The following is a 13,807-nucleotide window of genomic DNA, read 5'->3' as shown; positions in this document are numbered from 1 at the left end:
TACCTAGCATGTCCTGTGGCAAACCAATTAGCTACTAGCTCTGTCATGCTTTCTTTTCTAAATAAAATTGATACTTTTCTCCATTTGGATAGGTCACAAGATAGCACCATGCTCCTTGTTTATCTAATTTCTTTTCTACTCGTACCTTTCCTGATGTTTCAAAGAGATAGCGGCCCGTTATAGCAGCCTCTTTACACCATAACAGGGCTGCCTTTCTATGTTGCCAAAAATGAATTTCTCTCTGTAGTCCTTGAATGTCCATCCGCGCCGCCCCTAAATAAAGGGTCAGGTAGGTGGTCGCCAATAACAAAAGTCCCCAAGCGGTCGGCAGAAAAAAGCCTGCCCGCGACATACGTAACTTCGGATTCGATTTCATCAACTATTTTTACTCCGTCCAAAAACGTCACCATAACTTTAAGTCGCCTGGGAGCTATCCATTGACAGGTAAACGCACCAACTTGTGTCAATAATACGTAATGACCACCGGCCGGTTTTCGCAACGCTACAACCTGTTTAACTTGCCGAATCTCATATTCAGTTTCTTCTTTTTCAATCGTAAAACCGTAACGGTACCATGAGGTTACCTGGTAGCCTGGTAGTAAAGTTGCTATTTTGCGTATTGCTTGTCGCAAAGCCTGCTGTCTACGATGCCGCACTAAAGTCGTTTCCCCTAACTGCAACCCTTTTATAATTCCAAACCCAATCTGACAAACACCACCTAACAATACCAAGGCTACCATCAGTTCAACTAACAAGCTTCCCAGTCGCCCTTTCATGATGTTGCAACGTGAAAATAGGCTGCTTTAGCGTCGGCCAGCTGGTTCTCCATCAACTTTATTTGTGCTAAATGGTGCTCATGAAAGGTCAGTACCAACTGAGCTAAGCTCGTCATTAATACCAATAAGCAAATCACCTCAGCTAAAATAAATCCTTTTCTGTTAACGCCAATCATACGTCCCCCCTCCTACTTGAAAGACAACTGTTTTCGTTTCCTCTAAACGATCATTACTAAATGATAATCGGCCAACGGGAGTCAAACCATGATACCTCACGTAGGTATCGCTATCATGGTGCCAACCAGATGGCAAGTAAATCGTATGGTCGTTAATCCACATGTAATCATTCTCTGCTCCTACTAACAAATAGTGACCATATAACTGACTTGCTTGGTGAGCATCATGAAAGGCCAGGTCAAAATCTTTCATGACCTGATGCCAAGTACGGGGTGGTTTGATCTGGCCTAATGATAGGCTAGCAAAGGTACAGACACCAACTAAAACGACTAAACATTCTGACAAAAGGTAGGCCCTCCTCAACCTATGGTACATTTTTTTCAATGCGTCCTCCCACTAATTTAACCCCTTGCTCCTCAAGTTGTTTTAGTTGCTCAGTCGTCAAATAACCCTTACTTTTTAAATCTGGCAAAGTCACTTTTTGCTGTGGAAATTCGCCACGAAACAAATCAACTTGGGTTTGTAAAGTATGAATCAGGGCAGATCGTTGCTTTTGCTGTGCAAATTCTCGAATGCGGTTCATATTGGGTAGCACTAACATCATTAAAAGCCCAATGATAAAAATAGTCGTCACCACTTCTATCAGAGTGAAACCAGCCCGCCAACAATCTTTTGCTCGCCTTACCATGTTGTCATCCCTCCAATATTTTGATACAAAGGCAGTAAAAGCCAACAGTATAAACCAATAACACAGATACCAATGACAATAAAAGCTAGTGGTTGCAGGCACCCCAGCCATTGATTAACTAAGCGCTCCATCCGTTCAACTAACATTTGTGAGTACATGATAAGGTCGGCCCCCACTTCTTCTTGCGGCTTTCCCTTCATAAACAATTGACGGGCTGCCAGTGATAAACCATCAACTTCTTGTAAGGCTTGACTTAGTGAAGCACCACGGTTAAATGCATCATGCACACTTGTCCCAATCAGATTACTAAATACCAGATGTGAAAAATGTTGACAGTAATAGACTACTGCGGCTAGGCTAACCCCGCTTTGCATGATGTAACCCACTTGTAAACATAGGTGATAGTCAATACTTAGTCGAAAATAAGCTCCTACTATGGGTAATTGCCGCCCTACCTTTAGCCAATTTAACTGATAACGACGAATCAAGCACACGCCCATCATCATGCCTAATAGTAATAGGCTTAACAACATTACTCCGGTAACGTTTACCCAGTCAGGTAAGCCCGCCTGCACATGCCCTAATGTTTGCAGGTGCGGTAGCAAAAAAACCATCATCACAGCAAAAAGAAGCCCCAACGTCAGTAAAAGAAAACACGGATACAGCAAAAGCTGCCGCATTTTCTGTCGTTGTTGATAAACTAAGCGATCCCGCTTGCCCAGAGCAATTAAAAGGGCCGTCTGCTGGCCATGCAATTGGCTTAAAGCAAGTTGTTCACAAAGTAGCGGGCGCAGATAGGGATTTAAACTTTCCGCCAATGTGTCACCCTGCTCTAAGCGCTGCTGGCATACCACTAGATCCTTTTTCAGTACCGGTATCAAACTGCCTACCAAGTCTAATGCCAGCGGAAGTTGATAACCATTTGCCAATAGCTGGCCCAGCTGTTCCAAAAAGGTCATTTGTTGCCACCGATTCCACCGATTCCACCGTTTCATTCTTTCGTCCTCACTCGATTGGTTTTAATGACGTGATGTGTTTTATTACGGGATTGCCTGAGAGGTAAAAGCCCTGGGTCAAAGCTGTTTGTGCCAACTGATAGGGCACCCCTAGGGTTTTTAACCGGGCAAAAATACTATCGACAGATTGAATGTGAATCGTGGCTAAAACTAAATGCCCACTCAGAGCGGCTTTGATACTAGCTAAGGCCGTTGCCTCATTCCTAATTTCACCAATCATCAACACTTCAGGGTGATGGCGTAGCGCTAATTCAATTAAGGCGGTATAGTCCATCCCTAACTGGTGATTCACCTGTAATTGCAAAAGATTAGGTTGTACAATTTCTACTGGATCTTCAATGGTCACAATTAAACGATTTTTCAAATAAGTATGCGCTAGATAATGCATACAGGATGTCTTACCAGTCCCAATAGCACCGCCAATTAAGATTAACCCGGTTTGCCTTTGAAACTAGTTCTTAAACTGGCTACCATAAAGTAGCTTAGGCCACTTTAGACCTTGGTGAGCTATGTCATAAAGTAACCGTATAACTAAGGACTCTTGATTTAAAAAATCCCCAACGGTTGACACTCTTAAATGCAAGTTTTGCTGATCTACAAGGAGACTTAGCTGACCAGCTTGGGGGCGCCGTTGCTCACCTAAATCCATCTGTGCTCGGTACTTAATATACCGCACCAACTTTCCTCCTTCTACTAAGGATAAGGTCTGGACAGGTCTAAATGCACCTTGTGCAAATAAAGCTACTTTAACTTGACGACCCTGGGGTAAGAGATAAAGATCACTTACTTGCTCGGCCAGCGCTTTTTGAATCAACATCAAAAACAAAGTGTGCATCACTTTACTCCTCCTTACGGTTAAAAGGACGTTCAACCAGCTAAGATTTTTAAAAATAATATAAAAAGGCTACCCGAACGATACCGGGTAGCCTTTTTATTAATCTTTACGTTGTCTAAGCTAAAGCTAATGAAATGAAATTCAGTAAAAACAAGAAGGTAACAATCCATAAAATAGGACTAATCTGATTAAACTTACGCTTGATAGACTTGATTAAAACATAAAAAATAAAGCCGGCTGCTAAGCCATAAGAAATAGAATAGGAAAAGGCCATGAAAGCGGCAGTGAAAAAGGCAGGAATCGCCACTTCGATATCTTCCCAATTAATTGCCTTAAACTCATTCATCATCATGATTCCGACAATAATTAAAATGGGCGCCGTTGCAACCGCTGGAATAATGGCAACCAAGGGTGCAATAATGATTGAACAAGCAAAGCAAATTGCTACAACCACCGAAGTAAGTCCAGTGCGTCCTCCCGCCTTTATTCCAGCCGTAGATTCAATAAACGTCGTTGTATTAGAGGTTCCAAAAATACCAGCCATCATGGTCGCAAAGGTATCCGCAACTAAACCACGGTCCATCTTCGACTTAAAACCCTTACCTTCATAAAATTCTTTTTGATCGGCTGGCGTAAAAATACCAGAAGTCATTCCTGTTCCAATAAAGGTTCCAATGGCATCAAACAATCCTGATAGACCCATAGCTAAGACAGTTAGTAAGACCACTAAAATATGTTGAGGCGATGTAAACATCGACCACAAGCCCTTAGGCCCTAATGCCTGACCGAAAATCATACCAAAATCATGGAAGGTTTGTGACCAGGACTGCATAAGATTGAAGTTCGTTTGGGTAATTCCCATTGGGATCCCAATCAAAGTTGTTGCCGCAACAGCAATCAAAAAGGCGCCCGGCACATTCATTACAACTAAGACGACCAAGATAATAAAGCCAATTAAGGCTAAGAGTACCGGTGCAGAATTAAAAGCACTAATTTCTGGTGTAATCCCACCGTTGGCTACCAGGCTCTGAATATGATCGACACTATGCTGGGCCTGAAATGGTTTTCCATTCAAACTAATAATATTTTCTGGATCCACGATAAACTGCAAAAAACCCGCATTTTTTAAGCCAATATAGGCAATAAACAGGCCAATTCCGGCTGAAATTGCATGTTTTAGTGAGGTTGGAATGGCCTTGACAATGGCTGAACGGACCTTAGTTAACGTGATAATGACATCCACTAAACCCACCAAGAAAACCATCCCTAAAGCCTGTTGCCAAGTATACCCTAAACCAAGAACAATCGTATAGGTGAACATTGCCTGCATGCCAATTGATGGTGCCAAGGCATAGGGCAAATTAGCAAATAAGCCCATGATTAAAGTTCCCACAACCGCTGTTAAAATAGTGGCCAGAAAAACACCCTGGCTAGGCATTCCAGTCATCGAGAGCACAGCCGGGTTCAAAAAAAGAATATACCCCATGGCGACAAAGGTCGTTAATCCTGCCAAGACCTCCGTGCGCACATTCGTGTGGTTCTCACTAAGCTTAAAATAATGTTCTAGCATTTCAGTTTCCTACTCCTTATAAAGCCCTGCTAACCTGCAGCCAAGCAACCAGTAGCAACATAGAAAATCTTAATGCAAGGGCTCACCAGTGACCCCAAAAAGATACTATATCTTGCTGTCTGTGGCAGAACACGTTAACGACGTCAAAATATTGAATGTGTAATATTTACAATAGGTCATTTTTTACTATTCGTCAACAAAAAAATCGCACATTATGTGCGGTTCCTTTTAAAATGTTCATATATTACTTACTCAGCAGTTGTATAGACAACTTGAACATCATCATTTTCTTCTAACTCGTCCACAAGGTTAGCTAAAGTTTCACGCTTATCTTCTGGTACAGCAACTGGATTCTGTGGAATCATGGTCACTTCATCATTCACCAAATCATACTTTTCTGCAAGTGCATCCCGGACCATCTTGAAGTCTTTAGGATCGGTATAGATTTCAAACTGATCATCATAGGTCTTCATGTCTTCACCGCCAGCCTCGAGCATGTCCTCCAAAAGCTGATCTTCATCGTAGTCATGATCATCATCCCGTGGGATTTCAATATAACCCTTCCGATCAAATTGGTAAGCCACTGAACCACTCGTTCCTAGTTCACCACCATAATGCTTAAAGCTAGAACGCACAGCTGAAGCCGTCCGATTGGTATTATCAGTTAGCGTCTCTACCATGACTGCGATACCCGCAGGACCATAGCCTTCGTAACGTAACTCTTGATAATTAGCACCACCAACACCAGATGCCTTATCTAAGGCACGTTGAATATTATCCTTAGGCATGTTGGCAGCCTTGGCCTTATCCATGACCAAACGTAGCTGTGCGTTTGAATCTGGGTCAGCACCGCCTTCTTTAGCTACCGTATAAAGATCACGAGACAATTTTTGGAAAATCTTACCACGCTTAGCATCTTGGGCATTCTTACGTCCCTGGATGTTATGCCATTTACTATGTCCTGACATGTCGTTAACTCCTTTTCATCGAAAATATACTTTCTTATTTTACCACAGCTGCAAAGACATGCAAACTGCTAGCATTATCCCTGATTAGCCGGCATAAAATCAGTTGGTTTTAAACCAGCCATGCCAATATTGGGATCAATCGTTTCCGCTGCAATTAAAGCTGCAGTTAGTTGATACTGGTGACTGACCGTTGGTCCGCTTTTGGTTGCATTATCCTTAACTGAATGCGCCCCTACTGGTTTAACGGTAACTGCACCTTCGTCTGCCACTCGATCAGGTGCTTGACTTGGCAACGAACCGGCTATTTCCTGCTGCAAACGTTCTTTCAATGTTGTTTTACGCCCAATCCCTTGCGTTTGAACAGCTTGGTTAAAGGCCTGCACATCACCAATCAATACTAGGGATTCACTAGCTCGGGTTAGGCCCGTATAAAGGAGATTGCGTTGTAGCATCCGTGAAAAAGCAGCTACCATCGGCATAATCACCAACTTGTACTCAGCCCCCTGTGCTTTGTGGATGGTCGTTGCATAAGCGAGTCGTAACTGTGGTAAATCTTGTCGACCATAGTCCACTGGTCCCGTAGCAAAATCAACGGTAACCATATCACGATGGGTTTCATTGTCTTTATCCTTAGCCAATAAAATTGTTGACACATAACCGATGTCGCCATTGAAAATGTTGTTTTCTGGATCATTACTAGTCTGCATCACCTTATCGCCAATGCGTAAGGTGTAAGCAAAGTCTCCCACTTTCACCTCTAATTCACGTCGCTTTGCTTTGGCCGGATTAAAAATTTCCTGGGCAATTTGATTTAACTGGTGCACGCCAGCCGGTGAACGATACATGGGCGATAAAATTTGCATATCTGCAACACTATTTCCACGGGCCTGCCAACTTTTTATAATTTGCGCCACTAATTTAGGTACTTGGGTCGTTTGAGCATTAAAATAAGAACGATCAGGTTGTTGCTGGGTAAAATCTGCTGGTAACCGTCCTTGCTTAACGTCGCTGGCCAAACTAATAATGCTCGACCCCTTTCCTTGACGATGAATCGTTTCCAGCTCTCGATAATTCAGTAAACCACTAGCCAATAAATCAAAAAACACTTGACCCGGCCCAACCGAGGGAAGCTGATCTTTATCACCGACTAAAATAACATGCATCCCGGCGGGAATCGCCGACAACAATAAAGCAAAAAGTTGCGTATCCACCATCGACATCTCATCAATAATGACTAAGCCACCTACTAAAGGCTCAATCTCAACTGTATCTAATGATTCCCGCCCCGTAATACCTAACAAGCGATGAATAGTTGATGCTGGCAACTCAGTGGCTTCAGACAGCCGTTTAGCTGCCCGACCAGTAGGAGCCGCTAACAGAATCCCCTTTTCAATGTCCCTATCTTTTACCCCATCTTGTCGTGCTAACCGCCGATAGGTCGTAACAATCGCATTAATAATCGTCGTTTTACCAGTTCCCGGACCTCCTGTTAAGATAAACAGATTATTCGTTAAGGCTGCAATGATAGCATCTTCCTGCATAGAATCATAGGTAAAGGCATTTTGTTCTTTAACTGCAGCTAATTCCTTAACCACTGCCTTACGCTGGTAACTATGTCCTTTTAGGCGACTTAAGGCCAACAATTTTTTAGCCGTTGTTTCTTCTGCGTCAAATAAGGCCTTCAGGTACAAATGATCACCTTCAGCAACAATCTTCCCCTCTCCGGTTAACTGCAAAAGGGCTTTTTGAATCAAGGCTAATTCAATGGGCGTATTTTGGGCCTGCTCAAGGAGCGCCCGTGTTTGATCTAAAAGACTATCGTAATCACTATATGTGTCGCCAGACTCAAAGGTTACCCGGCTTAACGTAGCCATGACCGCCGCTTGAATTCGATGCTCATCCGCTGCGGGAAAGCCTCGTTCAGCTGCCAGTTGATCAATTCGCTTAAAGGAGATTCCATCAATATCCAGCACTAACTGATAAGGATTCGTTGTCAGCTGTTCCAACGTGGCCGTCTGATATTTTTCATAAATTTTATTGGCTAAGGTGGTCCCAAAGCCGTAATTATTTAACGTAATGATGGTGCGTTCCACCCCATCAGACTGAGCTAATTGCTTCACCAAGGTTGCCTGCAAGGCTGGTGATAAATCAGTTTGCTTTAATACTGTTGGATCTGCCAGAATTTTTTCAATGGCATCCTTCCCTAACGCTGTCACCACCTTCTTAGCCGTCACTTCACCAATTCCCTTAAACTGGTCACTTGATAAGTATTTAATCACACCAGCTACTGATTCAATAGCCTGGTGTTGATAGTTATCAGCAGCAAATTGATCCCCAAAACGGGGATGGTGGGTTAGCTTTCCAGTAAAGATGTAACTATCACCTGGATGAATATCCCCGAAGTTTCCAGTTACCGTCATCTCGTCGTCATCAAACTCAAAGGTCTTATCCTGAATTTTTACTGCTAAAACCTTGTAAAACGAATCAGGAGCTGCAAACACAACATGACTCACCTCACCCACTAATTGGGGCTGGTCTTCCCCAAAAGATTTTGTTACCAGGCTTGCATGCTCAGCTTCCTTGTCCATGCTGACCCCCTTTTAAAACAGTCAACAGGTCATCAACCTTTTCTTGCTCTTGTACAAAACGCTCAGGATTCCTTAATTGAGCCCGCTTAAGCCAAGGATTATCATCCAATCCCTGTTCAATCAATGCAATCAGTCCTCGACCAAAATTACCCCTAAAATCATCTACCTGCTGCAATAAGGCCATCTCAAAGGCCTGTTTAGCCCGTTTTAAGTCATTTTGGCTTAACCAAAGATCACCTAATAAATCTTGTGCCATCACATCATTTGGATCCTGTTGAACCGCAGTTAAAGCAAACGCTAAAGCGCGCTTATACTGCCGCTGACCATACCAACTTTGTGCTTGCATCAAGGTTGCATCATGTTTTAATCGCTTGGCTTCAATGGTACTAAAAAAATGGTTAGCCCGATCAAAATCTCCCGCTTGATAATAGACATTACCCAAAGCATACTGTAATTCATCCCTGGCGACAGGCAGGTCACTAAAACGGGCCAAGGCCTTTAAACCAAGTTCTTCTGCCTGTGGCAAGCTATGCGCTGCAGTTAAAGCCGACACCAAATCAACATAGGCTGACCAATTATCAGCATCTGACTCAATTGCTTGCACTAAACGATGAATCACCTCGCTTTGCTCCTGATCCTTAGTCATCTGCTTACCATCCAATCTTTAAAAATTATCATTTCCCTGCTTAACGTCAGTTAAATAATGCGTATCATTACGAACAACTAGGTCATAGTGGCGCCCATCATTGGTTTTTAGCACCGTCGTACTGGTGTTACCCAGCCCACCCGCATCCCGCAAATGGTCAATTGATTGCCCTAGTAACCCATTAATGCCGGCGGTTAAGGCCATTCCATGGCTAAAAAAAAGTAAGTTAACGTCATGGCCACCATAACGTTGCACTTGGGTTTGAATCGCGCCCCTAACCCGATCCTGCAACCCTTGAAAGCTTTCTGCACCAGGAACTTCTTGCGCCACAAACTTTTGAGGTGCCGTTCGATAGGCAGCAAACATAGCAGGATGGTTAGCCTTTGCCTCTTCATAAGTTAAACCTTCCCAAATGCCCATCTCAAACTCCCGCAAGTCGACTAAGGTCGTCAATGGTATTGACACTTGCATGTCTGCTAAAGTTAATCGAGCTGTATCTTGGGCCCGTTTAATTGGGCTTACAAAGGCCCGGGCAAAATCAATGGGTCTTAAATAAGTCGCCAATTGTTTAATCTGTTGATATGATTCAGCTAATAATGGTGAATCCCCATGGGCCCCCTGTAAGCGACCTGCTTGATTCCATTCTGTACGACCATGTCGAACTAAATATATGGTGGTCATAACTTACTCCTCTCGATGCATTTCTTCTTCATTATAAAGGACTCTTAGTTGAGTTTTAACCCCCTATCAAAAGAAAAAGCCCACTGACCGTTAGCGGGACACTGGACTTTTTCCGTAGATAACTATTCTTCTAATCCTTCTTCTAATGCTTGCGGGAAGTTTTCCCGAATAATCGCTGCTTCATGTGCTGATAACATTGGGAAATCAGGGTCAGCTCCAATGTCTAAATGATACATCCGATCGCGTGGTGAAACCTCACCTTGCGCATGGGCAACCGCAACTTTGAGTCCATCATAGGTTGGTACATCAGAACCGGCTTCTTCTACCCGTGCTAAATGCAATTGCGAAACCATCAGTAAGACCCGGACATCCTGTCCTAGGGCAGCTAACAAATCTGCTTGTTCGTCCGTGAGATACAAGGTCACGGCCGCCTGTGAGGGCTTACCAATCAACTTATTATCACGAGCCACCTCGAGCGCCTTATTCACTGCATCCCGCAGCTGCATAAAGGCTTGCCAATTAGCCATCAATGTGTCTGTATCACCTAAATCAATTGGTTCAACCATTTCTGTCAAATAAGCAAAATCACCTTCCTCAGCTGGTAAGTAATCAAAGACCTCCTCAGCCGTATGAGGCAGAATTGGCAACCATAACTTATCCAGTCCCACTAAGACCCGATAAAGGACCGTTTGAATAGACCGCCGCAAATGGCCCTTAGGAGCTTCAACATACAAAATGTCCTTAGCAAAATCTAAGTAAAAGGCTGACAGGTCAACATTAATAAAGTTAATCAATAACTTATTAACGGCCTGAAAATCATAGTGATCGTAGGCAGCCTTTACATCTTGAATGAGTTGATTAAAGCGGGCATAGAAATATTGGTCTACAGGCGTCATATCTGAGTAGGCCACTTGATCGACCCTGGGGTCAAAATCAGCTGTGTTGGCCAATAGGAACCGGAAGGTATTCCGGATCTTACGATATACCTCAGCCTGCTTATCCATAATCTCTGCAGAGACGCGCACATCAGCAGATGTGTCGACTGACGTTACCCACAAACGAATAATTTCCGCCCCATTACGTTTAATTACTTCAGCTGGTTCTATGGTGTTCCCAATTGACTTGGACATTTTGTCACCATGTCCATCCAAAGTGAATCCCTGTGATAGGACATGGCGATAAGGTGCCTGATCATGCGTTGCAACTGACGTAATCAATGAGGAATTAAACCAACCACGATATTGATCTGAGCCTTCCAAAACCAAATCAGCCGGATAAGATAAGTCTGGTCGATCCACTAAGACCCCTTCATATGATGTTCCCGAATCAAACCAAACATCCATGATATCCGTTTCCTTGGTAAAGCTTCCATGTGGTGAATGCTCATTTTGATAACCAGCTGGTAGCAAGTCCTTAGCATCCCAGCCGAACCAAATATCTGCTCCATGTTTTGCAAACAAATCAGCAATATGTTCAATCAGGTCAGGCTCTAAAATGGCCGTGCCATCTTCAGCATAGAAAATTGGTAATGGGACGCCCCAAACACGCTGACGCGAAATGACCCAGTCACCACGATCGCGAATCATATTACCAAGACGTTTTTTACCCCAATCAGGTTGGAAAGTCACATCGTCTAAACTAGCTAAGATTTCTTGGCGGATTGGCTTTAGTGATGCAAACCATTGTGGAACCGCCCTGAAAATAACGGGTTTCTTCGTTCGCCAATCAAAGGGATAACTATGTGTAATATCGCTGGCCTTGACCAAGGCATCATGTTCAGCCAATTTGTCCAAAACAATTTGGTTGGCATCTTCATAAAAAATACCAGCTAAATCAGGCCCTGCTTCTTCCGTCAAATAGCCCTTATCATCTACGTTCATAATCACTGGCAAGTCATAGTCTTGCGTAGCATAAAAGTCAATTTCACCAAATCCAGGTGCTGTATGCACTAACCCAGTTCCCGCTTCATCCGTCACATGATCACCTGTAATCACTAAAATATCACGATCCATCCATGGATGCTGCGTTGTAATATACTCTAGGTCAGCCCCTAAGACTTCCTTTTCAACCTGGTATGCACCCCACGCGTAGGTTTGTGCTAATTGGGCCAACAATGAAGTCGCTACCACGTACTTCTTTTGGCTACCTTCTGGCTTCACGACACTATATGACATCGTTGGATTAACTGCAATGGCTTCCGAAGCCGGAATTGTCCATGGTGTTGTCGTCCATGCAACTAGATAGGTATCAGAATCTAAAATTCCTTTTCCATCTTTTACTTGTTCAGCAAAACTTACTGCCGTCGCGGTTAAATCATGGTATTCAATTTCTGACATCGCCAAGGCAGATTCTGAAGACCAAGACCAAAAGACTGGCTTTTGTCCCCGATAAATTAAGCCCCGTTCAACCATCTTAGCAAAAACATGTACCTCACCAGCTTCAAAGCTATGTTGCTTCGTTAAATAAGGATGATCCCAATCCGCAGCAATACCTAACCGTTTGAAGTCGGCCATCTGTTTTTTAACCTGCTTATCTGCATATTCAGCCGCCATCTTACGCCAAATCACTGGACTGACCTTTTTGCGATCCTTACCAGCCTTAGTGAGCTGTTGCTCAATTGGTAGCCCATGCGTATCCCAACCAGGAACAAAAGGTGCATAATACCCATTCATTGACTTATAACGAACAATAATATCCTTTGAAATCTTGTTCATGGCGTGTCCAATATGAATATTTCCATTTGCATATGGAGGGCCATCATGCAACATAAAGGAAGGCTTGCCCGCATTTAATTTCTGCCGGCGCTCATAAACCTTATTCTCAAACCAAATATTTTCCCGTTCTAATTCTTTTTGGGGAAGATTTCCACGCATTGGAAACTTGGTCTTCCCTAAATTTAACGTTTTCTTCATTCTCATTAGCATTTTCCTCGCTCATGTTGTTTAAAATTAAAGACGCCCCAAACTGACTACTGTCAGTCCGGGACGTCTATTAACGTGGTACCACCCAACTATTTACTACCTACTCACTCAGCTGGTAGCCTCAATTCGAATATCTATTCAGTTAACCTTTTGCTGATAAGTAAACATGCGTCACTAGCTTGGGCTCACACCATTCCCCAAGTCGCTGCCTAGAATACATGTTACCGTTTGGCCAAAAGACTGCTTCTCTATCTTAACGAATCATTAATCCTTATTCAAGAAAGTATCATCAGTATCATCTAAGTCTGGGAAAATAACCACGGTCTCTGTCTTCGCCCCAGCATCAGCTGAAGGGGCCATTTCAGAACTGGCTGTCGTTGTTTCCTGATCTTGTTGATAGGCTGGTGCTGCTACTTGGCTGTTCTGCTCCACGGCTGCTGTGGGTCCTTGGAACTCTGCCCAGCCATCGCTATCCAATAAGTCTAATTGTGCATTCAATAAATTAGCGATTCGACCCTTGAATTCCGTCATTTCTCGTTGCAAGGTTTCGTGACGGGCAACCAAAGTCTCATTCTTTTGCTGACTCTCAGTCAAAAGTGCATTCGCCTTAGCATTCGCCTCCATCACAATTTTTTGGGCCTCAGTTTGAGCTTGCTGCAACGTTGCTTCCGCTTCCGCTTCCGTTTGCTTCTTCAAACGATCGGCTGCCTCTTGTGCAATTAAGATTGATGAATTAACTGATTGTTTCATCTCTTCAACCTGCGTCGCATTAGCGTCCGCTTCGGTCAACTTAGTCCTCAAAGACTGGTTTTCTTGCAACAGATTATCATAATCCACCGCAATTTGGTCTAAAAAGTCAGTCACTTCCGCCTTATCAAACCACTTATTTGATCGGGTTGTAAACTGCTTTGCATGAATTTCTTGAGGTGTTGTTGGCATAA

Annotated in this window: 13 protein-coding genes and 1 pseudogene; all 14 read right to left on the bottom strand. The window is 43.4% G+C overall.

Going from position 1 to position 13,807, the window contains the following annotated elements; genetic code table 11:
• Nucleotides 1-43 precede the first annotated feature (43 nt).
• The 14 genes and pseudogenes from G414_RS0105025 to G414_RS0104960 all read right to left on the bottom strand — a co-directional run bounded on the left by G414_RS0105025 (nt 44) and on the right by G414_RS0104960 (nt 13,805).
• Nucleotides 44-262 (bottom strand): hypothetical protein, encoded by a 219-nt coding sequence (locus G414_RS0105025; RefSeq protein ID WP_022791761.1) that lies wholly within the window; start codon nt 260-262, stop codon nt 44-46.
• Nucleotides 216-776, bottom strand: a complete 561-nt coding sequence (locus G414_RS0105020; RefSeq protein WP_022791760.1) for a hypothetical protein — start codon at nt 774-776, stop codon at nt 216-218. The genes G414_RS0105025 and G414_RS0105020 overlap by 47 nt, the downstream gene beginning before the upstream one ends.
• The gene (locus G414_RS0105015; RefSeq protein ID WP_022791759.1) at nt 773-952 is read right to left on the bottom strand and encodes a hypothetical protein; all 180 of its coding nucleotides are present in this window, start codon (nt 950-952) and stop codon (nt 773-775) included. Before G414_RS0105015 ends, G414_RS0105020 begins: the two co-directional genes overlap by 4 nt.
• Complete coding sequence (locus tag G414_RS0105010) at nt 939-1,298, bottom strand: hypothetical protein (protein ID WP_022791758.1); 360 nt, start codon at nt 1,296-1,298, stop codon at nt 939-941. Before G414_RS0105010 ends, G414_RS0105015 begins: the two co-directional genes overlap by 14 nt.
• Nucleotides 1,299-1,317: 19 nt before the next feature.
• Nucleotides 1,318-1,641, bottom strand: a complete 324-nt coding sequence (locus tag G414_RS0105005) for a competence type IV pilus major pilin ComGC (RefSeq protein WP_022791757.1) — start codon at nt 1,639-1,641, stop codon at nt 1,318-1,320.
• Nucleotides 1,635-2,636, bottom strand: a complete 1,002-nt coding sequence (locus G414_RS0105000; protein WP_022791756.1) for a type II secretion system F family protein — start codon at nt 2,634-2,636, stop codon at nt 1,635-1,637. Before G414_RS0105000 ends, G414_RS0105005 begins: the two co-directional genes overlap by 7 nt.
• 10 nt (nt 2,637-2,646) lie before the next feature.
• A pseudogene (locus G414_RS07705) lies at nt 2,647-3,474 on the bottom strand (ATPase, T2SS/T4P/T4SS family).
• 133 nt (nt 3,475-3,607) lie between these two features.
• Nucleotides 3,608-5,062 carry an NCS2 family permease gene (locus G414_RS0104990; protein ID WP_022791755.1) on the bottom strand — a complete coding sequence of 485 codons (1,455 nt, stop codon included), beginning with the start codon at nt 5,060-5,062 and terminating at the stop codon, nt 3,608-3,610.
• Nucleotides 5,063-5,310: 248 nt separating this feature from the next.
• Nucleotides 5,311-6,030 carry a YebC/PmpR family DNA-binding transcriptional regulator gene (locus tag G414_RS0104985; RefSeq protein ID WP_022791754.1) on the bottom strand — a complete coding sequence of 240 codons (720 nt, stop codon included), beginning with the start codon at nt 6,028-6,030 and terminating at the stop codon, nt 5,311-5,313.
• Between the two features lie 74 nt (nt 6,031-6,104).
• Nucleotides 6,105-8,618: an SF1B family DNA helicase RecD2 gene (gene recD2 / locus G414_RS0104980; protein WP_022791753.1), complete on the bottom strand. Its 2,514-nt coding sequence runs from the start codon at nt 8,616-8,618 to the stop codon at nt 6,105-6,107.
• Nucleotides 8,602-9,264 (bottom strand): tetratricopeptide repeat protein, encoded by a 663-nt coding sequence (locus G414_RS0104975; protein WP_022791752.1) that lies wholly within the window; start codon nt 9,262-9,264, stop codon nt 8,602-8,604. Before G414_RS0104975 ends, recD2 begins: the two co-directional genes overlap by 17 nt.
• Before the next feature lie 18 nt (nt 9,265-9,282).
• Nucleotides 9,283-9,945, bottom strand: coding sequence for a histidine phosphatase family protein (locus G414_RS0104970; protein WP_022791751.1), 663 nt, complete (start codon nt 9,943-9,945; stop codon nt 9,283-9,285).
• 122 nt (nt 9,946-10,067) lie between these two features.
• Nucleotides 10,068-12,863 (bottom strand): isoleucine--tRNA ligase, encoded by a 2,796-nt coding sequence (gene ileS / locus G414_RS0104965; RefSeq protein WP_022791750.1) that lies wholly within the window; start codon nt 12,861-12,863, stop codon nt 10,068-10,070.
• 267 nt (nt 12,864-13,130) lie between these two features.
• Nucleotides 13,131-13,805, bottom strand: coding sequence for a DivIVA domain-containing protein (locus G414_RS0104960; RefSeq protein ID WP_022791749.1), 675 nt, complete (start codon nt 13,803-13,805; stop codon nt 13,131-13,133).
• Between the last annotated feature and the right edge of the window lie 2 nt (nt 13,806-13,807).

It is taken from the genome of Weissella halotolerans DSM 20190 (genome assembly GCF_000420365.1).
Classification (GTDB): domain Bacteria; phylum Bacillota; class Bacilli; order Lactobacillales; family Lactobacillaceae; genus Weissella; species Weissella halotolerans.
Note: the sequence above shows the minus strand (reverse complement) of the source record. Positions and strands in the feature narration are given on the sequence as shown.